Here is a 25,805-nt window from a genome sequence, read left to right as displayed (position 1 = left end):
ACAACATGCCCCATATGATCACTCTCCATGGGAGATGACCGGCTCACGCCGAACGTTCAGCGCAGCGCCAGCACCACCGCCTCGCGGCGCGCCGCCGCGTTCGCCGTCTGGTATCTGCGGGTCGTCACCTTCGTCAATCTCCTCAGCGCGGTGTGGGTCTCCTTCGGGAACGACGTGCGGCGGCACAACGAGGAGAACTTCTTCACGCCGTACCTGCTGACCGCCGGCTTCGCCTCCGGTGTGTTCACGATGTTCCTGGCCATCACCATGCGGCGCCGCAAGCGGGCCGCCTGGATCCTGAACATCGTGATCAGCACGCTGTTCCTGCTGCTGTTCGCGTTCGCCATGTTCTTCGCGGAGATCCGGGAACACGGGCAGAACTGGATCTCGCTCGTCCTCACGGCCGCCTTCGTCGCCGCGCTCGTCGTCGGACGGCGCGAGTTCTACGCCAAGGGCGACCGGTCCAACCCGCGGCTCGCCGCCGCCGTCGCGGTCGGCGGCCTGCTCGTCTCCTCGCTCCTCGCCGCGCTCCTGGTCACCGTCGCCAACCAGGCGCACGACAGCCACCGCTCGACGTTCCTGGAGCGCTGGGGCTACGGCACGATGCGGCTGATCTCCGTCGCCGCCGACGACACGGGCTTCGCCGGGATCTCCACGCCCAACTGGGTCGACGTCACCATCAACGTCATCAGCACGGTGCTGATCCTCGCCGTCCTCTACGCCGCCTTCCGCTCCCGCCGTGCCGTCGACCCGCTCACCGAGGACGACGAGGCCCGGCTGCGCGCCCTCCTCGACCGGCACGGCGACCGCGACTCCCTCGGCTACTTCGCCCTGCGCAGCGAGAAGAGCGTCGTCTGGTCCCCCACCGGCAAGGCCGCCGTCGCCTACCGCGCCCTGGGCGGGGTCTCCCTGGCCGCCGGTGATCCGATCGGCGACCCGGAGGCCTGGCCCGGCGCCATCGAACCGTGGCTCGCCGAGGCCCGCGCCCACGGCTGGATCCCGGCCGTGATGGGGGCGAGCGAGGAGGCCGGCACGGTGTACGCGCGGCACGGGCTGGACGCCCTCGAACTCGGTGACGAGGCCATCGTCGAGACCGCCGAGTTCGCGTTGGAGGGGCGGGCCATGCGGACCGTCCGGCAGGCCTACAACCGGGTCGGGCGGGCCGGGTACACCGTACGCATCCGGCGCCACGCCGACATCCCGGCCGACGGGATGACGTCCCTCCTCCAGCGCGCCGACGACTGGCGGGACGGCGCCACCGAGCGCGGGTTCAGCATGGCGCTCGGACGGCTCGGCGACCCGGCCGACGGGCAGTGCGTGATGCTCGAGTGCTCGGACGGCGACGGGGAGCTGAGAGCGCTGCTCTCCTTCGTGCCCTGGGGGCCGCACGGCCTCTCGCTCGACCTCATGCGGCGCGACCGTGACTCCGACAACGGGCTGATGGAGTTCATGGTGATCGAACTTCTCCAGCGTGCCCAGGAGATCGGGATCACTCAGGTCTCACTCAACTTCGCGATGTTCCGTTCCGTCTTCGAACGTGGCGGGCGCATCGGCGCGGGGCCGGTGCTGAGGCTGTGGCGCTCGCTGCTCAGCTTCTTCTCCCGCTGGTGGCAGATCGAGTCGCTGTACCGCGCCAACGCGAAGTACCGGCCCATCTGGGAACCCCGGTTCCTGCTCTTCGAGAAGAGCGCGGACCTGCCGCGCATCGGCATCGCCGCCGCGCGCGCGGAGGGCTTCCTGGAGGCGCCGGGACTGCCGAAGTGGCTGCACCGCAGGCACCTCGGGCCGAAGAGATGAGCACGTAGACAGGGCACGCACGGATGAGGGTCGGGAGATGAGCACGGTCGCCCGCTGGGTCCGCGCCGAATGGGGGCGGCTGTACGTCGCCGTACGTGGGCCCCTGCTCCGGCGGCGGTGGCGGGCGGTGCCCATGACGCTCGGGGTGGTGTGCCTGACCGCGCTCGTCCAGTTCACGCAGAACCGGTCCTGGGGCTACCGGTTCGTCCAGGACGCCGGTGCCGTCCGCGCCGGGGACCCTCTCTGGCTCGCCCTTCTGCGCACCCCGCTCTCGCTCTTCGTGCCCGCCCCCGACCTGCCGGTGTGGGGCGCCCTGGCACAGATCCTGATCGCCTTCGGCCTCGCCGAGATCTGCCTCGGCCGGTGGCGCACCCTTGTCGTCGCGTACGCCGGCACGCTCTACGCGCGCGTGGGCATCGCCGTGGGCCCGGCGGGCTTCCTGGGGCTGCCCGGCACGGACGCGCACGTCGTGGACACCGGCCCGTCGGCGGCCGTGGTGGGCCTCGCCGTGTTCCTGGGGTGGCGCTACCGGGCTTGTGCGACCGCCGGTGCGGTGATCGTCGCGATGGTGGTGGAGGTGACCCTCAAGGACAACCTCGCGGGCAAGGAGCATCTGGCCGCCATCGTGGCCGTACTCGTCGTGTGCGGGGTCTCGGCGACGCGTCACCGGCTCACGGGGGTGTGGGCCGGCCGGGGGTCGGGCTTGCCGCCGATCAGGTCCTGGATACGGCGCCGGGGGCCGGCCCAGCGGCGGTCGTGGCGGTAGGCCCGCAGGGTGGAGCGGGAACGGGCGCGCGGTCGGCGGCCGTAGAAACGCTTCGCCCAGGGGGAACCGGGGCGGGCCAGGCGGAACGCGCCGAGGAGCGCGACGAAGGGGACGATCACGCCGAAGATCGCCGTGCGGGCCTTGCCCTTGCTCAGGGCGAGGAGGGAGAAGAAGAAGTTGACGCCGACGCTGAGCATGGCTTCGCCCCGGTTCTGGATGTCCTCGTCGGTGAGGTCGTTCACCCCGAACGGCAGGAAGCCCAGGAGGACCAGGCCGACCAGGGCCGCCGTCAGCACCACCACCTCGACGCTCTGCCGGCCGGCCTCGGTCCAGTAGACGTCGTCGAGGTGCAGGATCAGCGCGAACTCGTCCAGCACCAGACCGGCGCCCATCCCGAACAGCACCGCGCACAGACCCGCGCCGAACCCGCTCTGCCCGCTGGCCACGGCCCCGAACCCGCCCACGACGGTCAGCACGACGCCGGGGACGACGTGATGGATGTGCATCCCGCCCGCCTTGACGTTGCCGAACGGCCCCTTGCCCGCGCGGATCATCCGGGTGACGACCCGGGTGATGAGGAACGTCAGTACGAAGGCGGCGAGCGCCAGGAGCAGGGGCAGCTTGCCCGGCTCGATGATGTTCCGCTCCAGCCAATGACCCATGGGTGCACTTTATCCAGGTATGCACCATCCATGACGCCCGCTCACTGCCCGCCCTGGGCTGCCCGCACCCCGCCGGGTAATCTGCGCCGGTGTCCACACCCCCTCCCCCGCCCACGGAATCTCCCGGACCCCCCGCCTCCCTCGACGGGCTCCGCTTCGCCTTCGGCACGCTGACCGTGTTGCCGGTGCGGGTGACCCGCTGGGACCGGGACGCGGCGCGTGGCGGCATGCTGTGCGCGCCGGTGGCGGGGCTGGTCGTCGGTGTGTGCGCCGCCGGGGCCGGGCTGCTGCTGCTGTTCCTGGGCGCCGGTGCGCTGCTCGCCGCCGTGGCGACGGCCGCCGTGCCCGCCGTCCTCACCCGGGGGCTGCATCTCGACGGTCTCGCGGACACCGCCGACGGGCTGGGCAGCGGCAAGCCCGCCGAGGACGCGCTGCGCGTCATGAAGCGGTCGGACATCGGCCCGTTCGGTGTGCTCGCCCTCCTGTTCGTGCTGCTGGCCCAGGTGGCCGTGCTCGCCCAGGTGTACGGCGACTCGTGGGCCAGGGGTGCGCTCGCCGCCGTCGTCTCGGCGACCGCCGCCCGGCTGGCCCTCACCCTGGCCGCCCGCACCGGCGTACCGCCCGCCCGGCCGGACGGACTGGGGGCGGCGGTCGCGGGAACGGTGCCCGTGCGCTCGGCGCTGCTGGTCGCGGCCCTGGTGACGCTCGCGGCGGCCGGCTGCGGCGCGTTCTTCGGGGCGTTCGACACCGTCCGCACCGCCTTCGCGGTCGTCGTGGCCTGCGCCGCCGCCGAACGCCTCCTGCGGCACTGCACGCGCCGCTTCGGCGGAGTCACCGGCGATGTCTTCGGCGGCCTCGCGGAGACGGCGGCCACGGCGGCACTGGTCGTGCTGTCACTGGGCTGAGGGACCGGCCGCTCGGCCCACGGGCACGGCGTGGGGCAGGGTGCCCCAGGGGTGGTCCCCGGTGCCGGGCACCGCGCAGTGCAGGTCGGCGCCCCGGTTCCTGGCCTCGGTTTCGAGATCGGCGTCCGGCGGGACGCCGTACACGAGGTGGCACAGGCGTGTTCCCGGGGTGCGCCAGGGTGGGGGACGCTGGGTGCGGTACGTGTCCCAGGTGCCCTCGAAGGTCACCAGGACGTCGGCGATCCTGGCGTACGAGGGGTGCGGCGGGACGCCGTGGTTGAGGGCGAGGGTGCGGAGGCCGGCGCCCCAGGCCGCCGACGCGAGACGCCGGTAGTGGTCGAGCCGGTCCGGTTCCGAGGTGACCTGGTCGAGGAAGGCGCCGTCCGCGCCGTACCACTCGTGATGGCGGACCAGGTCGCGGATGACGGCGGTGACCGGTCTGCGGGCGTAGTCGGTGTCGGCGTACCCGAGGACCCGTACGCCCTCGGCGCGCAGTCGGGCGGCTATCCCGGCGAACGCCGGGTCGGGGTGGTCGCCGGGGCCGCCGGCCGGGTTCAGGACCACTCCGTACAGGCCGGGCGCGGCGGCGAGGATCGCCTCCCATTCGGCTGGGCGGACGGACGGGTGTTCGTAGTACGGGACCAGGAGACTGCTCGGACTCATGTGGGGGTTCTTATCCGTTCGTTCGGCTGGGACCGGCTCGGCGGTGGGCGGTCGCTCGGCCCAGGAGGCCGCTGACCAGGGCCACCTGGACGCCGGCCACCGTTGCGTACACGGCCGGGCCCACCCAGGGCGGGCTGCCGGCGTGGGTCGTCAGGGCCAGGGTCTGGGCGAGGGCCGCGACACAGCAGATCACGGCCGCGCCGAGGACCGGCCGGTGAACTCCGCGCGCAGAAAGCGGGAGCTGACGCCCTTGAGGGAGTTGACGAGCTTGGACAGGGCGATTTTCAGCGGGTGGACGAGCAAATGGATGTGATCACCTTCGCCGTTGAGGTGAACGCTCGCAAGAATGAGCGAACCCGGCCACCGAGCGTAGGCTCGTGCCGGGTGTACCAACCCTGGTACGGACTGCTCCCCGGAGCCGGACTTAGGGTCGCTTGTCGGGCCTGGTCGACCCATTCCACTCGGCCACAGAAGTTTTCAGACGGAAGCGAGAATTCACCACCGTGACTGCTCTCACTCTCAGCACCGCCGCGGCGCCCGGCCTTCGGGCCGACGCGATCGTCGTCGGTGTCGCCAAGGGCGGCAAGGGCCCCGTCGTCGCACCGGGCGCCGAGGCCGTGGACAAGGCGTACGACGGCAAGCTCGCCGACGTCCTGGGGACCCTCGGCGCCTCGGGTGCCGAGGGCGAGGTGACCAAGCTGCCCGCCCCGGCCGGCTTCAAGGCACCCGTCGTCGTGGCCGTGGGCCTGGGCGCGCTGCCCGAGAAGGACGAGTCCTTCGGCGCCGAGTCGCTGCGCCGGGCCGCCGGTGTGGCCGCCCGTACGCTCGCCGGCGCCAAGAAGGCCGCCTTCGCCCTGCCGATCGAGGACGCCGCCGACGCCGGGGCGATCGGCGAGGGCGCGCTGCTCGGGGCGTACAGCTTCGACGCGTACAAGGAGATCGGCAAGGACGCCAAGAACGGCAAGGCGCCGCTCGGCGAGATCGCCCTGCTCGGCGGCAAGCCCCGCGACGCCGCGTACAAGGCGGCCGTCGCCCGCGCCACCGCCGTGTCCGAGGAGCTCAACCGGGCCCGCGACCTGATCAACACCCCGCCGAACGACCTCAACCCGGAGGCCTTCGCCGCCGTCGCGCAGGCCGCGGCCGAGGAGCACGGCATCAAGGTGCAGGTGCTCGACGTGAAGGCGCTGGAGAAGGGCGGCTACGGCGGCATCCTCGGCGTCGGCATCGGCTCCGTGGCCGGTCCCCGGCTGGTGAAGCTGACGTACACGCACGAGGCGGCGAGCAAGCACCTCGCCTTCGTCGGCAAGGGCATCACCTACGACTCGGGCGGCATCTCGCTCAAGCCCGCCGGGCACAACGAGACGATGAAGTGCGACATGAGCGGCGCGGCGGCGGTCTTCGCCGCGGTCGTCGCCGCCGCACGGCTCGGCCTCCAGGTCAACGTCACCGGCTGGCTGGCGCTCGCCGAGAACATGCCGTCCGGTTCCGCCACCCGTCCCGGTGACGTGCTGCGCATGTACAGCGGCAAGACCGTCGAGGTCCTCAACACCGACGCCGAGGGCCGTCTCGTCCTCGCCGACGCCCTGTGGGCCGCGTCGGCGGAGAAGCCGGACGCGATCGTCGACGTGGCGACGCTGACCGGCGCGATGATGCTGGCGCTGGGCAACCGGACGTACGGGATCATGGCGAACGACGACGCGTTCCGCTCCACGGTGCACGAGGCGGCCGAGGAGGTCGGGGAGCCGGCGTGGCCGATGCCGCTGCCGGACCACCTGAAGAAGGGGATGGAGTCCCCCACGGCCGACATCGCGAACATGGGTGAGCGGTACGGCGGCGGGCTGGTCGCCGGCCTGTTCCTGCAGGAGTTCGTGGGTGAGGGGATCACCTGGGCGCACCTCGACATCGCGGGGCCCGCGTACAACGAGGGCGGGCCTTTCGGGTACACGCCCAAGGGCGGGACGGGGACCGCGGTTCGTACGTTGGTGCGGCTGGCCGAGTTGACCGCCGCGGGCGATCTGGGCTGAGGTCCGTCTTCGCGACGGGACCCCGTGGGCGGGTAGTCCGGGGTCCCGTCGCCGGTGGGGCGTCTCTCACAGTGGCCCGGCGTCTCGTCCGGCTCCGACAGGTGCGAAGATGGGCTCGGCAGGATGGGGCCCCCACCACAGGGCCGAAGAAAGAGCGGCCGGACACCAGCCGCCGCCCGGTCATTGACGACCGGCGTACGGCGCAATGCATGGAGGACGTGACGTGGCGAACGACGCCAGCACCGTTTTCGACCTAGTGATTCTCGGCGGTGGCAGTGGCGGTTACGCCGCGGCGCTGCGCGGGGCCCAGCTGGGGCTTGACGTCGCCCTGATCGAGAAGGACAAGGTCGGCGGTACCTGCCTGCACCGGGGATGCATCCCCACCAAGGCCCTGCTCCACGCGGGCGAGATCGCCGACCAGGCCCGCGAGAGCGCGCAGTTCGGCGTGAAGGCCACCTTCGAGGGCATCGACGTCCCGGCGGTCCACAAGTACAAGGACGAGGTCATCTCGGGCCTGTACAAGGGACTCCAGGGCCTCGTCGCCTCCCGCAAGGTCACCTACATCGAGGGTGAGGGGCGGCTCTCCTCCCCCACCTCCGTCGACGTGAACGGGCAGCGGATCCAGGGCCGCCACGTCCTGCTGGCGACCGGCTCCGTGCCGAAGTCGCTGCCGGGTCTGGAGATCGACGGCAACCGGATCATCTCCTCGGACCACGCCCTCGTCCTGGACCGGGTGCCGCAGTCGGCGATCGTCCTCGGCGGCGGCGTCATCGGCGTCGAGTTCGCCTCGGCGTGGAAGTCCTTCGGTACGGATGTCACGATCATCGAGGGCCTCAAGCACCTGGCCCCCCTCGAGGACGAGAACTCCTCCAAGCTTCTTGAGCGCGCGTTCCGCAAGCGCGGCATCAAGTTCAACCTGGGCACCTTCTTCTCGAAGGCCGAGTACACCGCGAACGGTGTCAAGGTCACCCTTGCCGACGGCAAGGAGTTCGAGGCCGAGGTGCTGCTCGTCGCCGTCGGCCGCGGCCCGGTCTCGGCCGGCCTCGGCTACGAGGAGCAGGGCGTCGCGCTGGACCGCGGCTACGTCCTGGTCGACGAGTACATGCGGACGAACGTCCCGACCATCTCCGCCGTCGGTGACCTGGTCCCGACGCTCCAGCTCGCGCACGTCGGCTTCGCCGAGGGCATCCTGGTGGCGGAGCGTCTGGCCGGTCTGAAGGCCGTTCCGATCGACTACGACGGTGTGCCCCGGGTGACGTACTGCCACCCCGAGGTCGCCTCCGTGGGCATCACCGAGGCCAAGGCCAAGGAGATCTACGGTGCGGACAAGGTCGTCGCTCTGAAGTACAACCTCGCGGGCAACGGCAAGAGCAAGATCCTCAAGACCGCGGGCGAGATCAAGCTCGTCCAGGTCAAGGACGGTGCCGTGGTCGGCGTCCACATGGTCGGCGACCGCATGGGCGAGCAGGTCGGCGAAGCCCAGCTGATCTACAACTGGGAGGCGCTGCCGGCCGAGGTCGCGCAGCTCATCCACGCCCACCCGACGCAGAGCGAGGCGCTCGGCGAGGCCCACCTGGCCCTGGCCGGCAAGCCGCTGCACTCCCACGACTGACCCTCGGTCGACGGACGACGACACAGACTTCCGCAATTCGTAAGGAGCAACCGAAACCATGGCGGTTTCCGTAACCCTTCCGGCGCTCGGTGAGAGCGTCACCGAGGGCACTGTCACCCGCTGGCTGAAGGCCGAGGGCGAGCGCGTCGAGGCCGACGAGCCGCTGCTGGAGGTGTCGACCGACAAGGTCGACACCGAGATCCCCTCGCCCGTCTCCGGCGTTCTGGCGTCCATCAAGGTCGCCGAGGACGAGACCGTCGAGGTCGGCGCCGAGCTGGCCCTCATCGACGACGGCACCGGCGCCCCCGCGCCCGCTGCCGCCCCCGCCCCGGCGGCCGAGGAGGAGCCCCCCGCGGCCCCCGAGCCGGCGCCGCAGGCCCAGCCTTCCACCGAGCAGGCGGCTCCGGCCCCGGCTCCCACCGCTGAGGCCGCCACCGGCGGCGGCTCCGCCGAGGGCACGGACGTCGTTCTGCCCGCGCTCGGCGAGTCCGTCACCGAGGGCACCGTCACCCGCTGGCTGAAGTCGGTCGGCGACAGCGTCGAGGAGGACGAGCCGCTGCTCGAGGTCTCCACGGACAAGGTCGACACCGAGATCCCGGCGCCCACCTCCGGTGTGCTCCTGGAGATCGTGGTCGGCGAGGACGAGACCGCCGAGGTCGGCGCCAAGCTGGCCGTGATCGGCGCCCCGGGTGCCGCTCCGGCGGCTGCTCCGGCTCCGGCCGCCCCGGCTCCGGCGCCCGCCGCCGCTGCCCCGGCGCCCGCTCCGGCGGCCCCGGCCCCGGCCGCGCCCGTCGCGGCTCCGGCCCCGACGGCTCCGGCCCCCGCTCCGGCTCCGGCTCCGGTCAAGGCCGCGGCTCCGGTCGCGCCCCCGGCGCCCGCGCCGGCCGCTCCGGTCGCCCCCGCGGCTCCGGCCGCCGCCGCACCCGCCGCCGCCTCCGGTGACGACGGTGCCTACGTCACCCCGCTGGTGCGCAAGCTCGCCGCCGAGAACGGCGTCGACCTGGGCTCCGTCAAGGGCACCGGCGTCGGCGGTCGTATCCGCAAGCAGGACGTGCTGGCCGCCGCCGAGGCCGCGAAGGCCGCCGCGGCTGCTCCGGCGCCCGCCGCTGCCGCCGCCGCTCCGGCTGCCTCCACGGCACGCAAGACCCCCGTCCTGGAGGTCTCGCCGCTGCGTGGCCAGACCGTCAAGATGACCCGCATCCGCAAGGTCATCGGCGACAACATGGTCAAGGCGCTGCGCGAGCAGGCGCAGCTGTCCTCGGTCGTCGAGGTCGACATCACCCGCCTGATGAAGCTCCGCGCGCAGGCGAAGGACTCCTTCGCCGCCCGTGAGGGCGTCAAACTCTCCCCGATGCCGTTCTTCGTGAAGGCGGCGGCCCAGGCGCTGAAGGCCTACCCGGTCATCAACGCCCGGATCAACGAGGCCGAGGGCACGATCACCTACTTCGACACCGAGAGCATCGGTATCGCGGTGGACTCCGAGAAGGGCCTGATGACCCCGGTCATCAAGCACGCGGGCGACCTCAACATCGCCGGTATCTCCAAGGCCACGGCCGAGCTCGCGGGCAAGGTCCGGGGCAACAAGATCACCCCGGACGAGCTGTCCGGCGCGACCTTCACCATCTCCAACACCGGCTCGCGCGGCGCGCTCTTCGACACGATCATCGTGCCGCCGAACCAGGTCGCGATCCTGGGCATCGGCGCGACGGTCAAGCGCCCGGCGGTCATCGAGACGGAGGAGGGCACGGTCATCGGCGTACGCGACATGACGTACCTGACCCTGTCCTACGACCACCGTCTGGTCGACGGCGCCGACGCGGCCCGTTACCTGACGGCCGTCAAGGCGATCCTGGAGGCGGGCGAGTTCGAGGTCGAGCTCGGCCTGTAACCAGCCGCCAGCCGCCTGGGCTGTACGTGTGTACGACGGTGCCCCGTCCGGAGTCCTCCGGGCGGGGCACCGTCGTACGTGCTGTGGCGTGGGTCCTGTCCGGTCTGTAACGCTCGTCTCACGTTCGGCCGCACCGTCTCCCGGAACCCCTCCGGGCAGGGACGCGGCCGTATTGTCTATAGGTCAACGCCCCTGGGGCCGAAGCCCCTCCCTCTAGGAGCCCTCATGACCGCGCCCGTCGTCCACTCGCTGCGCGAGCAGATCCGCGAGCACATCGTGGAGGGGATCGTCAGCGGGCGCTGGAAGCCGGGCGAGCGGATCGTGGAGCGCAGGATCGCGACCGAGCTGGAGGTCAGCCAGACCCCCGTCCGGGAGGCGCTGCGGGAGCTGGAGTCGCTGCGGCTGATCGAGTCGGCCCCCAACAAGGGCGTACGCGTACGGAATCTGACCGCCGCCGACCTGGAGGAGAGCTACCCCGTCCGGGCCGGCCTGGAGGCCATCGCGGCGGAGCTGGCGGCGGAGAAGCTGGCGGACGACTGCTCGGCCCTCGAACCGCATGTCGCCGCCCTGTACGAGGCCGACCGCGCGTCGGACGGAACCGGCCAGGTCCGGCACACCGTGGGGTTCCACCGCGAGATGGTGCGCGCGGCCGGGAACTCGGTGCTGCTGCACACCTGGGAGGGGCTGGGCATCGAGGTGTTCACGGCCCTGTCGATCCGCTGGCTGGGGACGGTCCAGCAGTCGTACGCGGAGGAGCACGAGGAGCTGGTCGCCGCGTTCCGCCGCCGGGATCCACGGATCGCCGAGCTGGTGAAGGCCCATGTGCTGGGGTGCGCGCCGCGGGCCTGACGCAAGCGAGCCTTTAGCCGCTCACCTGCGGAAACGACCCAGAATCGCGGCACGCCGTGCCCGCCCTCAAGGCACCCCGTGCCTACTTTCTCGCGATCAAGAGGTTTTGCCCTCAACCCTTTGATCGATCATCGATCAGCGAGTTACAGTCGCCACCGGACCCGCGGCGGAGCCACAAACCCGACACCGCCAAGGACCCGCAGCCCTGTCCTGCCAAAGACCGAGGGCACCCCCGAACCCTTACCGACAAGGGAACCCCCTTCGACTGAGGAAGGCGGCGACATGACCGACCCCAAGGCCATCCAGCCGAGCGAGCTCGACCAGCTCCCCGACCGCGACCCCGAGGAGACCGCCGAATGGCAGGCCTCCCTGGACGCGGTCACCAAGGCGGCCGGGCCGCACCGGGCCGCGTATCTGATGCGCCGCACACTGGAGCGCGCCGAGGGCAACGGCATCGCGCTGCCCAAGCTCCTGGAGACGGACTACGTCAACACCATCCCCACCGCCGCCGAGCCCGCGGTGGACGGCGACGAGGCGATGGAGCACCGGATCGCCGCCTGGAACCGCTGGAACGCGGCGGCCATGGTGACCCGGGGCAGCAAACACGGCGTGGGCGGCCACATCGCCACCTTCGCCTCGGCCGCCTGGCTGTACGAGACCGGCTTCAACCACTTCTTCAAGGGCAAGGAGTCGCAGGAGTCCCCCGGCTCCGGTGACCAGCTCTACATCCAGGGCCACGCCTCCCCCGGCATCTACGCCCGCGCCTTCCTCGACGGCCGGCTGACCGAGGACCACCTCGACAACTTCCGCCGCGAGTCGGGCGGCAACGGCCTCCCGTCGTACCCGCACCCGCGCCGGCTGCCCTGGCTGTGGGAGTTCCCGACGGTGTCGATGGGCCTCGGCCCGCTGTCGGCGATCTACCAGGCCCGCTTCAACCGCTACCTCACCAACCGCGACATCAAGGACGTCTCCGCGTCCCACGTCTGGGCGTTCCTCGGCGACGGCGAGATGGACGAGCCGGAGTCGACGGCGGCACTGGCGCTGGCGTCGCGAGAAGGTCTCGACAACCTGACCTTCGTCATCAACTGCAACCTCCAGCGGCTCGACGGCCCGGTCCGCGCGAACTTCAAGATCGTGCAGGAGCTGGAGGCACAGTTCCGGGGCGCGGGCTGGAACGTCGTCAAGACCCTCTGGGGCACGGCGTGGGACGAGCTGTTCCAGCTCGACACGACGGGCGCGCTCGTACGCCGCCTGCGCGAGGTACCGGACGCCCAGGTGCAGACGTACCAGACCCGCGACGCCGCCTACATCCGCGCCGACTTCTTCGGCAAGGACCCGGCGCTCGCCGAGATGGCGAAGCTGCTGAGCGACGACAGGATCCTCGAGTGTTTCCACCTCTCGCGCGGTGGTCACGAGTCCCGCAAGGTGTACGCGGCCTACAAGGCGGCGGTCGAGTTCAAGGGCGCGCCGACGGTCATCCTGGCCCAGACGGTCAAGGGCTTCACCCTGGGCGAGGGCTTCGCGTCGAAGAACGCCAACCACCAGATGAAGAAGCTGACGGTGGACGAGTTCAAGCAGATGCGTGATCTGCTCGAACTCCCCATCTCCGACGCGCAGTTCGTGGACGGTGTGGTGCCGTACGGCCACCCGGGCGCCGACTCGCCCGAGGTCCGCTACCTCCAGGAGCGCCGCGCGGCCCTCGGCGGCCCGGCTCCGGCCCGCCGTACGCAGGCGCTCGCCCCGCTCCCCGCTCCGGCGGACAAGACGTTCACTTCGTTCGACAAGGGCTCCGGCTCGCAGAACATCGCCACGACGATGGCCTTCGTACGCCTGGTCAAGGACCTGGTCCGCGACAAGGAGACGGGCCGCCGCTGGGTGCCGATCGTGCCGGACGAGGCACGCACCTTCGGCATGGAGTCGCTGTTCCCCTCCCTCGGGATCTACTCCCCCAAGGGCCAGACGTACGAGCCGGTCGACCGCGACCAGCTGATGTACTACAAGGAGGCCAAGGACGGCCAGATCCTCAACGAGGGGATCACCGAGGCCGGTTCCATGGCGGACTTCATCGCCGCGTCGACGTCGTACTCCACGCACGGCGAAGCGATGATCCCGTTCTACATCTTCTACTCGATGTTCGGCTGGCAGCGCACGGCCGACCAGATGTGGCAGCTCGGCGACCAGCTCGGCCGCGGCTTCCTGGTCGGCGCGACGGCCGGCCGTACGACGCTGACCGGCGAGGGCCTCCAGCACGCGGACGGCCACTCCCCGGTGATCGCCGCGACGAACCCGGCCGCGCTGTCGTACGACCCGGCCTTCGCGTACGAGGTGGCGGTGATCGTGCGGGACGGTCTGCGCCGCATGTACGGGGAGACGGCGCCCGGCGAGGACCCGAACGTCTTCTACTACCTGACCGTCTACAACGAGCCGATCCCGCAGCCCGCGAAGCCGTCGGGCCCGGCCGGTACCGGCATCGACGAGGGCATCGTCAAGGGGCTGTACCGCTTCAACACGGCGGAGTCGGCGGGGCTCTCACCGGCCGCCAACGCGCCGCGCATCCAGCTGCTCGGCTCCGGTACGGCGATCCACTGGGCCCTGAAGGCGCAGCGGCTGCTCGCCGAGGAGTGGGGCGTGGCGGCCGACGTGTGGTCGGCGACGTCCTGGACCGAGCTGCGGCGGGACGCGCTGGACGCCGACGCGGCGCTGCTGCGGGGCGAGGAGCGGGTGCCGTACGTCCGTCAGGCGCTGCAGGGGGCCGAGGGGCCGGTGCTGGCGGTGTCCGACTACATGCGGCAGGTGCCGGACCAGATCGCTCAGTGGGTCGAGCAGGACTACTCGTCGCTGGGCGCGGACGGATTCGGGCTGTCGGACACGCGGGACGCTGCGCGGCGGTACTTCGGGGTCGACGCGGAGTCGATCGTCGTGGCGGGGTTGGCGCAGTTGGCGCGGCGGGGGGAAGTGGGGGCCGCGGCGGTGAAGGAGGCGCGGGAGCGGTACGGGTTGTAGGGGGCGGGTTCACCCACCCACCCGCCCGTTTCCAGTCCGATTGCCGGGCGCCGTCGAACTTCGCGAGTGCGCCCGGCGAACGAAGGGCGAGGCCCGTGCAGCCCAGGTCGTGTTTCCCACCCACCCACCCGTTCACCGCATATGTCCAGCCCGTCCGGCGTTTGAGGACGAGCGCGTTCAGCGCGAAAGGGGGGTCTGGGGGCGCAGCCCCCAGGGATGGGACGGGTAGGGGCGGCGGGGGCGAAAACCTCTCTCGCACCCCCGGGCATCATGAACCCATGCGTGCTGCCCGCCTCATCAAAATGGTGCTGCTGCTCCAGTCCAGCCCCTCCATGACCGCCGCCGAGCTGGCCCGGGAACTGGAGGTGTCCGAGCGCACCGTCACCCGGGACGCGCAGGCCCTGTCCGAGGCGGGCGTGCCCGTGTACGCCGACCGGGGGCGGGCCGGCGGATACCGGCTGGTCGGCGGATACCGTACCCGCCTCACCGGACTGGCCCGCGGCGAGGCGGAGGCACTGTTCCTGAGCGGAGTACCGGGCGCCCTGCGTGAGATGGGGCTGGAGGACACCGCCTCGGCGGCCCGCCTCAAGGTGTCCGCCGCTCTCCTGCCCTCCCTCCGCGACGCCCCCCGCACAGCCGCCCAGCGCTTCCATCTGGACGCCCCCGCCTGGTTCAGCGAGCCCCCGACTCCCGAGTCGCTGCCCGCCGTCGCGGAGGCGGTGTGGGACGACCGTCGGATCCTGGCCCGCTACCGGCGCGGCTCCGGTGACACCGACGTGGAGCGCACGTTGGAGCCGTACGGGCTCGTCCTCAAGGCGGGCGTCTGGTACCTGTGCGCCCGGGTGCCGGAACACGCCGGTCCTGAGCCCGGGGCCGGACCCTTCCGGGTGTACCGCGTCGACCGCTTCACCGCCGTCCAGGCCACCGGCCAGGCCATCGGCCCCCACGCACGCTTCACGCGCGACGCCGACTTCGACCTGCCCGCGTTCTGGGAGGAGCGTGCGGAACAGTTCGCGCGGTCGATCCTGCGCGCCGAGGTCGTCGTACGGCTCTCGGCGGAAGGGGCGCGCAGACTGCCGTACACCGTCGAGCCCGTGTCCGCCCGGGACGCTCTGTCGGCCGGCGGCGAGCCCGACGAGCGGGGCCGGGTCACCGTGACACTCGCCGTGGAGTCGGCGGAGATCGCCCATACGCAGCTGGCGGGACTCGGGCCGGAGGCGGAGGTGCTGGCCCCGCCGGAACTGCGGGCCCGGTTCACGCGGGACGCGCAGCGGCTGGGGGCGCTGTACTCCCCTCCGCCAACGCATAGCTCCCCCGAAGGTCAGGCACCGACCCCACACGAGCACGGAACCCGCAACAGCTGAGAACGCCGCGCCGCTTCTCCCCGTGAGGTCCGCGGGTCTGTACGCCCCGTCACATTCCGCGAATCTCCACGTGCGTCCCGCCCCTCCAGGCCCGATGCTGGACCCGTGATGGACGAGACGGAGTTCTGGAAGCTGGTGGACGCGACCCGTGAGGCCGCCGAGGGTGACCCCGAGGATCAGGCCGATCTGCTGGTCGAGCAGTTGCTCCAGCTCGACCCGGACTCGGTCCTCGACTTCGCCCGGCATTTCGAGGCCCGTTACAACAGGGCCTACCGCTGGGACCTGTGGGGCGCCGCCCGGGTGCTGCTCGACGGGGCCGACGACGACGCCTTCGACTTCTTCCGGTGCTGGCTGATCGGCCAGGGCCGCGAGGTCTTCGAGGGTGCACTGCACGGCGACCCGGACTCGCTCGCCGATCTCCTGGACGACTTCGACGCGGAGATCGACGGGGACGGTGAGGAGTTGGGCTACGCGGCCGACGAGGCGTACGAGCAGCTCACCGGCACCGTCGCCCCGGATCTGGGTATTCCGCCCGCGCCGGCGGAGCCCGAGGGGACGCCCATCGCCCTGGCGGACGAAGGGGCGCTCGCCGACCGGTATCCCAAGCTGTGGCAGCGGTTCAAGGGCGCCTGAGAGCCGTCTCTCAGGCCGCCGTACCGCGGCGGCGGGTCAGGTCCGACGGGATGTACGCCTGCTGCGTGTGGTCGACCCGTACGGCGTGGTGGTGGCGCATGGGCGCCGCGTTGGCCTGGTCGAGGGCGGATGCCGTGACCGCCGCCGGGCCCAGGACGACCGTCGCCACCGCGCAGAGCACGGTCCACGGATTCCGCGCGGCCCCGGCCCAGCCGCCGGACGGCCTCTTGCCGCCGGCCCGTTCGGTCCGCTCCACGGGGTTGTTACGACTGCTGCTGCTCATGATCCCCACCTCCGGTCAGTGCGTATGACGAAGGTAGGACGGGGAGTTGGGGCGCCTCGTTGAACCCGCTGTGGTGTACCTGTGAGCCCGTGTGGGCACGTGTGAGCCCTGGCTTGGCTCAGCGCCTGCCCTGCAGACGTGCCGCCGCCTTTCTGATCGCCGGGAGGCGGGCCGTGAGGGCGGCGCCGGGGCAGCTCGTCATGTAGCCGGCGTTGTGGCCCGCCAGGGCGGGCAGGGTGACGGCGGTGCCGGACGCGTAGCGGCTGAGGTCGTTGCTGGAGACCAGGCGTGCGGTGCCGCGCGGGTCGGTGTTCGAGAGGCCGAGTTTCCAGGCGGTGAGGGCGGCGATCGCGTCGGTCATGGCCTGCGGCACGGGCACGCCCGTGGTGAAGGTGCCGAGGGCGGCGATACCGGCGGTGCGATGGTTGAAGCCCTGGGTGTGGGCGCCGGTGACGGGACGGTCGACTCCGCCCGCACGGCCTTCGTAGACGGTGCCGCACCGGTCGACGACGAAGTTGTAGCCGATGTCGTCCCAGTCGCGGGAGTCGACCTGGCCGACGTACAGGTAGCGGATGATGCGGGGCGCGTCGGCGCAGTCGTAGCCGTTGGGCGAGTCGGTGTGGTGGACGAACACGGCGACGACCCGGTCGTCGTAGCGCGGCGGCGGCTGCTCGCGTTCGGCGTCCGCGATCCAGGCGGTACGGGGCACGATGCGCGGCTTGGCGGCGGAGTGGACGACGGCCGGGCGGGCCACGACGGGGGGTGTCCGGCGGGAGGTCGTACGGTCGACGCCGGTCGTCGCGCACAGGAGCAGCCCGACGGCGACGGCGATTCCGGGCAGGCAGACGAGCACCACGCGGGCGGCGCCCGGTACGCGGCGGACACGCGAGTCACCCATGGACTCCTTGGACCCCATGGGCCCCACTGTTGGTCAGTGCGGTTCCGCCCGCGATGTGTGGTGTGCCACTTGGTGGAACCAACGTCCGGGTCCGGGACGTTTTTACGGGTCCAGGCGTCTGATGCGCTCATGTGACCGATCGGCGACTGATCACCGGGCCCGTCCCGCGCGTACTACCGCATGCGAGGCATGTGTACGGGGGACCAATGGGTCCAGAGAGAAAGGCGGCCGGAGTGGACCTGCTCGACATCCTGCTGTTGCTGGTGATCGTCGGCTATGCGGCGTCCGGTTACCGGCGTGGCCTGGTGGCGGGCTGTGTCTCTCTGGCCGGGTTCGTGGGCGGCGCCGTCATCGGGGTGTGGGTGCTGCCCTGGATCATGGAGCTGGCGACGGCGGGGACGCCCGCGGCGACGGTGACGGCCGTGCTCACGGTGCTGGTGCCGGCCGTGGTGGGCCACGAACTGATGGGCAGGTTCGCGCTGAGGCTGCGCCGCGAGCTGGACCGGGGACCGCTGCGGGTCGCCGACGGGGTCGGCGGGGCCGTGGCCAACGCGGTCGCCGTGCTGTTGGTGGCCTGGGTGGCCGCGAGCGTCCTGGGCGCCTCCTCGTCGCCGGTGGTCACGACGGCGATCCGGGACTCGGCGCTGCTGGGCGCGGTGCAGGACTCGATGCCGGAGACGACCCCGACCTGGTTCTCGCGGGCCACGTCCGCGCTCACCGAGGCGGGCTTTCCGCAGGTCTTCAACCCCTTCGAGAACGAACCGGCGACGAGCGTCGCCAAGCCCACCGGGGACAGTGTCACGGCGAGCGCGACGAACGCGGCCAAGCTGAGCACGGTCAAGATCGAGGGCGTCGCGGGCACCCAGGGCCGCGAGGGCAGCGGTTTCGTGTACGCGGCCCGGCATGTGATGACCAACGCCCATGTGGTGGCGGGCATCGACAACCCGACCGTCCGGGTCGGCGGGGTCGGGACGGCGTACGAGGCCCGGGTGGTGCTCTTCGACCCCGAGAAGGACGTGGCCGTGCTGTACGTCCCCGATCTGCGCGCGCCCGTCCTGCGCTTCGACGACAGTGCGAAGCGGGGCGACTCGGCGGTGGTCGCGGGCTATCCGCAGGACGGCGACCTGAATCTGCAGGCCGCCACGGTCGCCGACAAGGTGCGGGCGAGGGGCCAGAACATCTACAACAGCGAGACGGTGACCCGCCAGATCTACTCGATCCGCTCGACCGTCCGCCCCGGCAACTCCGGCGGCCCGCTCCTCACCACCGACGGCAAGGTGTTCGGTGTGGTCTTCGCCCGCTCCACGTCCGACGACGAGACGGGCTACGTCCTGACGGCGGACGAGGTCTCCGGCGACGCGAAGGGCGCGGCGACCGCGACGGCGGCGGTGGACACGGGCGACCTGGTCACGTCCTAGACGCCCGCGCCCGGGTGACTACAGCGCCCGGCCCATGAGGACGTCGTCCACGAACTCCCCGTCCAGCAGGAACTCCCTGGGCTGTACGCCCTCGACGACGAAGCCCTCCGACTCGTACAGCCGCCGGGCCGGGGTGTTGGGTCCGAGGACGCGCAGCGAGAGGCGCAGGGCGCCCCGGCGGCGGGCCTCGGCCACGGCGGCCCGGATCAGCAGCCGCCCGACGCCCATGCCGCGCGCCTCGTCGGCGACGGCGAGCCCCTGGATCTGCCGGACGTGCGCGTTCGACGCGAGCGGAGTGGGCCGGCCGAGCTTGGCATAGCCCACCACCAGACCGTCCCCGGCGACGGCGACCAGGTGGTCGCCCGGGGCGGAGTTCTCGTGGAAGAACGGCGTGTACGGCGGTCTGGGCCGGGGTGAGACGGCGTGCAGGGTGGACCAGGTGGCGCGGTCGAGTCTGCCGAGGGCGTCGTCGTCGTCGGGCACGGCGAGGCGCACGAACGGCTGGTGGCCGACAGGGGACTCCTGGTCCTCGTGTCCGTCGTACGGCTGGTGCGGTTGGCGCGGCTCGGGCGGCATGGGGATCACTCTAGAGCGGGGGTACGACAACGGGCCCGGGGCGGGTGGCGCAGGATGGGGGCATGGAACGCTCGCGAATCGCGGTGGCCGGTGCGTCCGGTCTCATCGGTACGGCCCTGGTGCGGTCCCTGACCGCCGACGGGCACGAAGTCGCCCGCCTGGTACGGCATGCGCCCCGGACGAAGGACGAGGTCCGCTGGGACCCCGCACGGCGGACGATCGACACGGCCGGGCTCGCGGGCTGCACCGCTGTGGTGAACCTGGCCGGGGCGGGGGTCGGCAGCCGGCGCTGGACGGACGCGTACAAGCGGACGATCCGTGACAGCCGGGTCCTGGGCACGACGACGCTCGCCGAGGCCGTCGCCTCGCTGGACGAGCCGCCGCGGGTCTTCGTGAACGGCAGCGCGATGGGCTACTACGGGGAGACCGGCGAGCGGGCCGTGGACGAGGACTCCCCCGCGGGAGAGGGCTTCCTGCCGTCGGTGTGCGTGGAGTGGGAGGCGGCCGCGGGCGCCGCCGAGGCGGCGGGCGTGCGGACGGTCTTCGCGCGGACCGGGCTGGTGGTGGCGCGCGGCGGCGGTGCCTGGGGAAAGCTGTTTCCGCTGTTCAAGGCGGGCCTGGGCGGACGGATGGGCGACGGCTCCCAGTACTGGTCGTTCATCGCGCTGCACGACGAGGTGGCGGCGATCCGGCATCTCATCGACACCGACGGACTGTCCGGGGCGTTCAACCTGACGGCGCCGCAGCCGCTCACCAACCGGGAGATCACGGCGGCGATGGGACGCGTGCTGGGGCGGCCGACACTGTTCACGGTGCCGGCGCCCGTGCTGCGGCTGGTGCTGGGCGAGATGTCGGGGGACGTGCTCGGCAGCGCGCGGGTACTGCCCAAGAGGCTGCTGGAGTCCGGGTTCACGTTCGCGTACCCGGAGATCGACGACGCGATCCGGGCGGCGCAGGCCTGATCCTCCTCCGCGCCCCTGGCCCACGCCTGGGTGACAGGGTGCGACCACATGCGCTCGGTGTGCGACCGTGCCCTGTTCATGCGCGACTTCCGCCTGCCGCGAGCCGCCCTACTCTCGATCCGAACTCGCTTATCCCGTAAGCCTGTTGGGGCATCGGCGCCCTGGCCGGCCGCGTCACCGCGATCGAGGGAGGGCACGTGCTTGAGCCCGCGTACCAGGCGGACGTCGTCATCGTGGGGGCCGGGGTCGCCGGACTCGCGGCGGCCCATCGGCTGACCAGCGCAGGAGTAACGACCGTTGTCCTGGAGGCCGCCCCTTACGTCGGCGGCCGGATGGCGACCGAGAAGGTCGACGGTTTCCGGCTCGACCGGATCGGGCAGCTGCTGTCCACCTCGTATCCCGAACTGGGGCTGACGCCCGGCCTCGACGCGCTCGTCCTGCGGCCCTTCGCACCGGGTGTCCTGGTGCACAGCGACGGACGCCGCCACCGCGTGGGCGCCCCGCTGAGCGGCGGGGGCGCACGGGGCGCGCTCGGAGCTGTGCGCGCCCTGGCGAGCGCCCCGAGGCCGGTGAGGACGACCAGGTCCCCCCGCCTGACGGCATCGGCGGGGGCGCGCACCGGCGCACAGCTCGGCGCGGCAGTGGGCGGGGCGGTCGGCGGCGCGGTCGATCAGGCCCGGCTGGGCGCCGCGTTGAGCCGGCTCGCCGGGGTCCCCGTGCAACGGCTGCTGGCGCGCCCCGAGCTGCCGGCCGCCCGCGCCCTGGCGGGCCGCGGCCTGCCCGCCCGTACGGTCGAGGGCTTCCTGCGCCCGCTGCTCGCCGCGCTGCTCTGCGACCCCGAGCTGACCACGTCGAGCCGGTGCGCGGATCTCGCGCTGCGGTCGTTCGCGAGCGGCCGGCTGTGTGTGCCGGAGGGCGGTGCGGAGACGCTGCCGGAGCTGCTCGCGCGGGCGTTGCCGCCCGGCACGGTGCACACCGGGGTCCGGGTCACGTCCGTCGCCACGAACCTCGTGACCACCGCCGACCACGGCGAACTACGCTGCCGGGCCGTCCTGGTGGCGACCGACGCCCGCGCCGCCGCCGGTCTGCTGCCCGGCCTGCGCGTACCCGGCTTCCACCCGGTGACCGTCGTCCACCACACGGCCGACGAGGCGCCCGCGACCGGCGCGTTCCTGCTCCTGGACGCGGACCGCGGGGGCCCGGTCGCGTACACGGCGGTGGTCAGCCGCGTGGACCCGTCCCGCTCCCCCGCCGGCCGCCCGCTGATCTCGTCGACGGTGCTGGGCACCCCTCCCCAGGACGTGGACACGGCCGTACGGGCCCATCTGTCCCGCCTCTACGGGATGTCGACCGCGCGCTGGGAGACGCTCGCCGTGCACCACACCGCCGAGGCGGTGCCCGCGATGCGTCCGCCGCACGACCTGCGTCGCCCGGTGCGGCTGCTGGCGGGCCTGTACGTGTGCGGTGACCACCGGGACACGAGCACCGTCCAGGGCGCCCTGCACTCCGGTCACCGGGCCGCGTCCGCGATCCTGACGGACCTGGGCGCGGGCCCGATGCACGCGGCGGAGCCGTCGCGGACGACAGTGACTGCGACGACGACAGCGGCGGACGACGACGAGGATGAGGCGGAGGAAGCGGCAGCCGCATGAGCGATCGGCGCTATCCGAGCGCGGCGACCTTGTCGCGGTACCCCCTGACCGGTGCCGCGTCCCGGTAGGGCTCCAGGCGCCGCTCGAAGTCCCGTACGTACTCGAGCGCCCGCACCGAGCGCATCTCCGTCGCCGCGCCGGCCGCCTCGGCGCCCAGCTGGCAGGCCTGGTCGAGCTCGCCGAGGCCCAGCCGGGCGGAGGCGAGCACGACGCGGCAGAAGAGGCGGCTGCGGGCGAAGGCGGGGGCACGCAGCTGGAGTGAGCGCTCCGCGTGCTGGGCGGCGGCGCGGAACTGCTGGAGATCGCGGTGGCAGTGCCCGAACTCGTCGGCGAGCTGTGCCTCGTCGAAGAACCTTGCCCAGTGCGGGACTTCGTCGCCGGGCCGGGCCGCTTCGAGAGCGCGTTCGGCCCGTACGAGGGAGGCGGTGCAGGCCCTGACCTCGCCCAGCACCCCATGGGCGCGTGCCTCGCAGGCGTGCAGCAGGGACTGGACGATGGGCGGCGCGGCGGTGCCGACCCCCTGCTGGGCCACCCGCGCGAGCTGCACGGCCTCCCGCCCGTGCCCGAGGTAGACGGCCTGCCGGCTCATGGTGGCCAGCACGTACGAGCCGTACGCCCGGTCCGCCGCCGCCTGCGCGAGCCGCAGCGCCTGCACGAAGTAACGCTGGGCGAGGCCGTGCGCGGCGATGTCGTAGGAGGTCCAGCCCGCGAGCCGGGTGAGGTCGGAGGCCGCCGCGAACAGCCGGCGGCCCGTCTGCTCGCCGTACGTGCCGCGCAGCATGGGCTCGGTCTCGTGTTCGAGGTAGCGGACGAGGGCCTGCCGGGCGTGGCCGCCCCCGTAGGCGTCGTCGAGGGTGCGGAACAGCTCGCCGACCGAGCGGAGCGCGGCGATGTCGCCCCCGGTGACCTTCTGGCCGGGGCCGCGTTCGGCCTGCCCGCGCTGCCGGGGCACGCCGGGGCGCCCCTGGACGGGCACCCGTACGACGGGCTGGTCACCGCCGCCGCGTCCGACGCGGTCGTCGGGGCGGCCGATCAGCCAGTCCCGGCTGGGCACGACGAGTCCGGCCGGGGTGAAGGCGATCTTGCGCAGCTCGGCGTGGCTGCCGGAGTCCTTGCGCCACAGCCCGCTGACGATGTCGACGGCCTCCTCGGGGGTGGCCGCGAACTCCAGCCCCGCGTAGACGGGCGCGCAGGCGTCGAGCCCCAGGTCCTGGGCGGTGAGACGTCTGCCGAGGCGCCGGGTGAACACCTCGGCGATGAGCGCGGGAGTGGTGCCGCGCGGCTGCTGCCCGCGCAGCCAGCGGGTGACCGATGTCTTGTCGTATCTCAGATCAAGGCCGTGTTCGAGACCGAGCTGGTCGACCCGGCGGGCCAGACCTGCGTTGGAGAATCCCGCTTCTGCGATGAGCGCGGCGAGCTGTCGGTTGGGCGTGCGCTGCGCGGGTCGTTCCGTCATCTGCGGTGCGGTCTCCTGCCTTCGGGCCCTCTGATGTGCCCGGATTGCTGGTGAGCAGCCCTATTTGGCCTCGTGAACGGCGCGAATGTAGCGGAGCGTAAGCAGCCGATCGCACATTCCGCCGCACATTCATCCGATCGTGTGAGAATCGGGCGTCGGACTGACGGGGATCGACCGGACGTACAGTGGCTTGGGCGCGTTACGTGCCTGACGCACAGCTGCTGAGGAAGCCGCTGAAACAGCCAGGGAGGCGCCCCCGTGAGTGGTGAGTTGCGGTTCGTCCGGATGGGATTCGGTGCGGACGGCGTCGAGTACGTCGACTACCAGGTGGCCTGGGACGAGCAGCGCCGGGTGCACGCGGCCCGTTTCGCGGACGAGATCCCCGACACGTGCCTGCTCCTCGAACACCAACCGGTGTACACGGCCGGCCGGCGCACCGACCCCAGCGAGCGACCCCTCGACGGCACTCCGGTCATCGACGTGGACCGCGGCGGCAAGATCACCTGGCACGGTCCGGGCCAACTGGTCGGCTACCCCATCCAGAAGCTGCCGCGTCCGGTGGACGTCGTGGCGCATGTACGGCGGCTGGAGGACGCGCTGATCCGTACATCCGCGGAGTTCGGCGTGGAGACGTCGCGGGTGGAGGGGCGCAGCGGGGTGTGGGTGCTGGGTGACCCGGTCGAGCAGCGGGCCGCCGCGCTGGGCGGTCTCTCGCTGGACCTGGACCCGCGGCTGACGGACGACGAGTTCGATCCTCGGCTGAACGGGCCCGAGTACGCGCCCTCGAACGCCGGGCAGCGACGGGAGGACCGGAAGCTGGCGGCGATCGGGATCCGGGTGGCGAAGGGGGTCACGATGCACGGCTTCTCGCTGAACGTGAACCCGGACAACGTCTGGTTCGACCGGATCATCCCGTGCGGCATCCGGGACGCGGGGGTGACGTCGCTCGCGAACGAGCTGGGGCGGGATGTGACGGTGTCGGAGGTGCTGCCGGTGGTGGAGCGGCACCTGCGGGACGTGCTGGAGCACGCGGAGCTGCGGGCGAGGGTGGTGGAGGGGGCGTCGGCGTGACGGGGCACCCCCGGATTGCCCCTGGGGGCTGCGCCCCCAGACCCCCCTTCGCGCTGAACGCGCTCGTCCTCAAACGCCGGACGGGCTGGTTGGTCAGCCCCTTGGGGGTCCCCCTCTGGGGGAGTTTGAGGAGCGGGGTCTGGGGCGGAGCCCCAGAAGGACGGGACGGGTAGGGGCGGCGGGGGCGAGAAACCCGGCCCCGGGAATGCACCCTCCGTCTCAAAGGTTGCCCGTCTCGTAGGGCGGGAAGCTCACGGGCGTACCCTGGTGTACGCCGAAGAATCGAAGCTACAGGGAGCCATCGTGTCCGCAGTCGCACCCGACGGACGCAAGATGCTGCGCCTGGAGGTCCGGAACGCCCAGACCCCCATCGAGCGCAAGCCCGAGTGGATCAAGACCCGGGCGAAAATGGGTCCCGAGTACACGAAGATGCAGAACCTCGTGAAGAGCGAGGGCCTGCACACCGTCTGCCAGGAAGCCGGCTGCCCCAACATCTACGAGTGCTGGGAGGACCGCGAGGCCACCTTCCTCATCGGCGGCGACCAGTGCACCCGGCGCTGCGACTTCTGCCAGATCGACACCGGCAAGCCCGAGGCACTCGACCGCGACGAGCCCCGCCGCGTCGGGGAGTCCGTGGTCACCATGGACCTCAACTACGCCACCATCACCGGCGTCGCCCGCGACGACCTGGAGGACGGCGGCGCCTGGCTGTACGCCGAGACCGTGCGCCAGATCCACCAGCAGACCGAGGGTCGGGAAGAGGGGCGCACCAAGGTCGAGCTGCTCGCGCCCGACTTCAACGCCGTACCGGAGCTGCTGGCCGAGGTCTTCTCCTCCCGGCCCGAGGTCTTCGCGCACAACGTCGAGACGGTCCCCCGCATCTTCAAGCGCATCCGCCCCGGCTTCCGCTACGACCGCTCGCTGAAGGTCATCACCGACGCCCGCGACCACGGTCTGGTCACGAAGTCGAACCTGATCCTCGGCATGGGCGAGACCCGCGAGGAGGTCAGCGAGGCGCTCCGGCAGCTGCACGAGGCCGGCTGCGAGCTGATCACCATCACGCAGTACCTGCGGCCGACCGTCCGGCACCACCCCGTCGAGCGCTGGGTCAAGCCGCACGAGTTCGTCGAGCTGAAGGAGGAGGCCGAGCAGATCGGTTTCTCCGGCGTCATGTCCGGCCCGCTGGTGCGTTCCTCGTACCGCGCCGGCCGCCTCTACCGGATGGCGATCGAGCTGCGTCAATCAGCTGCCCCGCAGCGGGGGGGCTCCTACATCGCCTCGCAGGCGGTCTGAGCGGGCCTCCGGCCCCGGGTACGGCGCCTG

21 protein-coding genes and 1 pseudogene are annotated in these 25,805 nt (G+C 72.0%); 15 read left to right on the top strand and 7 right to left on the bottom strand.

What is annotated here, in order from left to right; translation table 11 throughout:
* Positions 1-27: 27 nt before the first annotated feature.
* On the top strand, positions 28-1,797 hold the full coding sequence (locus ACW4TU_RS33620) for a phosphatidylglycerol lysyltransferase domain-containing protein (RefSeq protein ID WP_457419392.1): 1,770 nt from the start codon (positions 28-30) through the stop codon (positions 1,795-1,797).
* A 37-nt stretch (positions 1,798-1,834) separates the two neighbouring features.
* The gene (locus ACW4TU_RS33615; protein ID WP_457419390.1) at positions 1,835-2,563 is read left to right on the top strand and encodes a hypothetical protein; all 729 of its coding nucleotides are present in this window, start codon (positions 1,835-1,837) and stop codon (positions 2,561-2,563) included.
* On the opposite strand, the gene ACW4TU_RS33610 is transcribed toward ACW4TU_RS33615, so the two are convergent.
* Positions 2,461-3,225, bottom strand: coding sequence for a hypothetical protein (locus ACW4TU_RS33610; protein ID WP_457419388.1), 765 nt, complete (start codon positions 3,223-3,225; stop codon positions 2,461-2,463). The genes ACW4TU_RS33615 and ACW4TU_RS33610 overlap by 103 nt on opposite strands.
* Before the next feature lie 89 nt (positions 3,226-3,314).
* Between ACW4TU_RS33610 and ACW4TU_RS33605 the strand changes: the two genes are divergently transcribed.
* Positions 3,315-4,130 carry an adenosylcobinamide-GDP ribazoletransferase gene (locus ACW4TU_RS33605; RefSeq protein WP_457419386.1) on the top strand — a complete coding sequence of 272 codons (816 nt, stop codon included), beginning with the start codon at positions 3,315-3,317 and terminating at the stop codon, positions 4,128-4,130.
* On the opposite strand, the gene ACW4TU_RS33600 is transcribed toward ACW4TU_RS33605, so the two are convergent.
* Positions 4,119-4,793, bottom strand: a complete 675-nt coding sequence (locus tag ACW4TU_RS33600) for a spherulation-specific family 4 protein (RefSeq protein WP_457419384.1) — start codon at positions 4,791-4,793, stop codon at positions 4,119-4,121. The genes ACW4TU_RS33605 and ACW4TU_RS33600 overlap by 12 nt on opposite strands.
* Positions 4,794-5,012: 219 nt before the next feature.
* A pseudogene (locus ACW4TU_RS33595) lies at positions 5,013-5,117 on the bottom strand (transposase); the annotation flags it as partial.
* Between the two features lie 179 nt (positions 5,118-5,296).
* Between ACW4TU_RS33595 and ACW4TU_RS33590 the strand changes: the two are divergent.
* The 7 genes from ACW4TU_RS33590 (at position 5,297) to ACW4TU_RS33560 (ending at position 16,166) form a co-directional block, all read left to right on the top strand.
* Positions 5,297-6,817, top strand: a complete 1,521-nt coding sequence (locus tag ACW4TU_RS33590) for a leucyl aminopeptidase (protein ID WP_457419383.1) — start codon at positions 5,297-5,299, stop codon at positions 6,815-6,817.
* Positions 6,818-7,040: 223 nt separating this feature from the next.
* Positions 7,041-8,429 (top strand): dihydrolipoyl dehydrogenase, encoded by a 1,389-nt coding sequence (gene lpdA, locus ACW4TU_RS33585; protein ID WP_457419381.1) that lies wholly within the window; start codon positions 7,041-7,043, stop codon positions 8,427-8,429.
* 58 nt (positions 8,430-8,487) lie between these two features.
* Positions 8,488-10,317 carry a 2-oxoglutarate dehydrogenase, E2 component, dihydrolipoamide succinyltransferase gene (gene sucB, locus ACW4TU_RS33580; protein WP_457419379.1) on the top strand — a complete coding sequence of 610 codons (1,830 nt, stop codon included), beginning with the start codon at positions 8,488-8,490 and terminating at the stop codon, positions 10,315-10,317.
* A 225-nt stretch (positions 10,318-10,542) separates the two neighbouring features.
* The gene (locus ACW4TU_RS33575) at positions 10,543-11,166 is read left to right on the top strand and encodes a GntR family transcriptional regulator (RefSeq protein ID WP_457419377.1); all 624 of its coding nucleotides are present in this window, start codon (positions 10,543-10,545) and stop codon (positions 11,164-11,166) included.
* A gap of 282 nt (positions 11,167-11,448) precedes the next feature.
* On the top strand, positions 11,449-14,169 hold the full coding sequence (aceE, locus tag ACW4TU_RS33570) for a pyruvate dehydrogenase (acetyl-transferring), homodimeric type (RefSeq protein WP_457419375.1): 2,721 nt from the start codon (positions 11,449-11,451) through the stop codon (positions 14,167-14,169).
* A gap of 278 nt (positions 14,170-14,447) precedes the next feature.
* Positions 14,448-15,533: a helix-turn-helix transcriptional regulator gene (locus ACW4TU_RS33565; RefSeq protein ID WP_457419373.1), complete on the top strand. Its 1,086-nt coding sequence runs from the start codon at positions 14,448-14,450 to the stop codon at positions 15,531-15,533.
* 108 nt (positions 15,534-15,641) lie between these two features.
* Positions 15,642-16,166, top strand: a complete 525-nt coding sequence (locus ACW4TU_RS33560; RefSeq protein ID WP_457430453.1) for a DUF4240 domain-containing protein — start codon at positions 15,642-15,644, stop codon at positions 16,164-16,166.
* Positions 16,167-16,176: 10 nt separating this feature from the next.
* On the opposite strand, the gene ACW4TU_RS33555 is transcribed toward ACW4TU_RS33560, so the two are convergent.
* Together ACW4TU_RS33555 and ACW4TU_RS33550 are read right to left on the bottom strand one after the other, a co-directional pair.
* Entirely contained in the window at positions 16,177-16,449 is a 273-nt protein-coding gene (locus ACW4TU_RS33555; protein ID WP_457419371.1) for a hypothetical protein, read from the bottom strand.
* Positions 16,450-16,567: 118 nt separating this feature from the next.
* On the bottom strand, positions 16,568-17,347 hold the full coding sequence (locus tag ACW4TU_RS33550; protein WP_457419369.1) for a peptidoglycan recognition protein family protein: 780 nt from the start codon (positions 17,345-17,347) through the stop codon (positions 16,568-16,570).
* A 233-nt stretch (positions 17,348-17,580) separates the two neighbouring features.
* Between ACW4TU_RS33550 and ACW4TU_RS33545 the strand changes: the two genes are divergently transcribed.
* Positions 17,581-18,765, top strand: a complete 1,185-nt coding sequence (locus ACW4TU_RS33545; protein ID WP_457430451.1) for a MarP family serine protease — start codon at positions 17,581-17,583, stop codon at positions 18,763-18,765.
* Between the two features lie 18 nt (positions 18,766-18,783).
* Here the strand turns inward: ACW4TU_RS33545 and ACW4TU_RS33540 are convergent, their stop codons facing one another.
* On the bottom strand, positions 18,784-19,341 hold the full coding sequence (locus ACW4TU_RS33540; protein WP_457419367.1) for a GNAT family N-acetyltransferase: 558 nt from the start codon (positions 19,339-19,341) through the stop codon (positions 18,784-18,786).
* Between the two features lie 62 nt (positions 19,342-19,403).
* On the opposite strand from ACW4TU_RS33540, the gene ACW4TU_RS33535 reads away from it, so the two are divergent.
* Together ACW4TU_RS33535 and ACW4TU_RS33530 are read left to right on the top strand one after the other, a co-directional pair.
* Positions 19,404-20,303: a TIGR01777 family oxidoreductase gene (locus ACW4TU_RS33535; protein ID WP_457419365.1), complete on the top strand. Its 900-nt coding sequence runs from the start codon at positions 19,404-19,406 to the stop codon at positions 20,301-20,303.
* A gap of 197 nt (positions 20,304-20,500) precedes the next feature.
* The gene (locus ACW4TU_RS33530) at positions 20,501-21,955 is read left to right on the top strand and encodes an NAD(P)/FAD-dependent oxidoreductase (protein ID WP_457419363.1); all 1,455 of its coding nucleotides are present in this window, start codon (positions 20,501-20,503) and stop codon (positions 21,953-21,955) included.
* Between the two features lie 10 nt (positions 21,956-21,965).
* On the opposite strand, the gene ACW4TU_RS33525 is transcribed toward ACW4TU_RS33530, so the two are convergent.
* Positions 21,966-23,411 (bottom strand): NsdA family TPR-like regulatory protein, encoded by a 1,446-nt coding sequence (locus ACW4TU_RS33525; protein WP_457419361.1) that lies wholly within the window; start codon positions 23,409-23,411, stop codon positions 21,966-21,968.
* A 285-nt stretch (positions 23,412-23,696) separates the two neighbouring features.
* Here ACW4TU_RS33525 and lipB point away from each other — a divergent pair, with 285 nt between their 5' ends.
* Together lipB and lipA are read left to right on the top strand one after the other, a co-directional pair.
* A complete protein-coding gene (gene lipB, locus ACW4TU_RS33520) occupies positions 23,697-24,482 on the top strand; it encodes a lipoyl(octanoyl) transferase LipB (protein WP_457430449.1) in 786 nt (261 codons plus the stop codon).
* Between the two features lie 303 nt (positions 24,483-24,785).
* The gene (gene lipA, locus ACW4TU_RS33515) at positions 24,786-25,775 is read left to right on the top strand and encodes a lipoyl synthase (protein ID WP_457419359.1); all 990 of its coding nucleotides are present in this window, start codon (positions 24,786-24,788) and stop codon (positions 25,773-25,775) included.
* Positions 25,776-25,805: the final 30 nt, after the last annotated feature.

It is taken from the genome of Streptomyces kryoterrae (genome assembly GCF_054072135.1).
Note: the sequence above shows the minus strand (reverse complement) of the source record. Positions and strands in the feature narration are given on the sequence as shown.

What these genes read in the sequence shown, in the direction of transcription:
- ACW4TU_RS33620 (WP_457419392.1), top strand. Translation starts at nt 28, where the DNA reads ATGGGAGATGACCGGCTCACGCCGAACGTTCAGCGCAGCGCCAGCACC.
- ACW4TU_RS33615 (WP_457419390.1), top strand. Translation starts at nt 1,835, where the DNA reads ATGAGCACGGTCGCCCGCTGGGTCCGCGCCGAATGGGGGCGGCTGTAC.
- ACW4TU_RS33610 (WP_457419388.1), bottom strand. Translation starts at nt 3,225, where the DNA reads ATGGGTCATTGGCTGGAGCGGAACATCATCGAGCCGGGCAAGCTGCCC.
- ACW4TU_RS33600 (WP_457419384.1), bottom strand. Translation starts at nt 4,793, where the DNA reads ATGAGTCCGAGCAGTCTCCTGGTCCCGTACTACGAACACCCGTCCGTC.
- sucB (WP_457419379.1), top strand. Translation starts at nt 8,488, where the DNA reads ATGGCGGTTTCCGTAACCCTTCCGGCGCTCGGTGAGAGCGTCACCGAG.
- ACW4TU_RS33575 (WP_457419377.1), top strand. Translation starts at nt 10,543, where the DNA reads ATGACCGCGCCCGTCGTCCACTCGCTGCGCGAGCAGATCCGCGAGCAC.
- aceE (WP_457419375.1), top strand. Translation starts at nt 11,449, where the DNA reads ATGACCGACCCCAAGGCCATCCAGCCGAGCGAGCTCGACCAGCTCCCC.
- ACW4TU_RS33565 (WP_457419373.1), top strand. Translation starts at nt 14,448, where the DNA reads ATGCGTGCTGCCCGCCTCATCAAAATGGTGCTGCTGCTCCAGTCCAGC.
- ACW4TU_RS33560 (WP_457430453.1), top strand. Translation starts at nt 15,642, where the DNA reads ATGGACGAGACGGAGTTCTGGAAGCTGGTGGACGCGACCCGTGAGGCC.
- ACW4TU_RS33555 (WP_457419371.1), bottom strand. Translation starts at nt 16,449, where the DNA reads ATGAGCAGCAGCAGTCGTAACAACCCCGTGGAGCGGACCGAACGGGCC.
- ACW4TU_RS33550 (WP_457419369.1), bottom strand. Translation starts at nt 17,347, where the DNA reads ATGGGTGACTCGCGTGTCCGCCGCGTACCGGGCGCCGCCCGCGTGGTG.
- ACW4TU_RS33540 (WP_457419367.1), bottom strand. Translation starts at nt 19,341, where the DNA reads ATGCCGCCCGAGCCGCGCCAACCGCACCAGCCGTACGACGGACACGAG.
- ACW4TU_RS33535 (WP_457419365.1), top strand. Translation starts at nt 19,404, where the DNA reads ATGGAACGCTCGCGAATCGCGGTGGCCGGTGCGTCCGGTCTCATCGGT.
- ACW4TU_RS33525 (WP_457419361.1), bottom strand. Translation starts at nt 23,411, where the DNA reads ATGACGGAACGACCCGCGCAGCGCACGCCCAACCGACAGCTCGCCGCG.
- lipB (WP_457430449.1), top strand. Translation starts at nt 23,697, where the DNA reads ATGGGATTCGGTGCGGACGGCGTCGAGTACGTCGACTACCAGGTGGCC.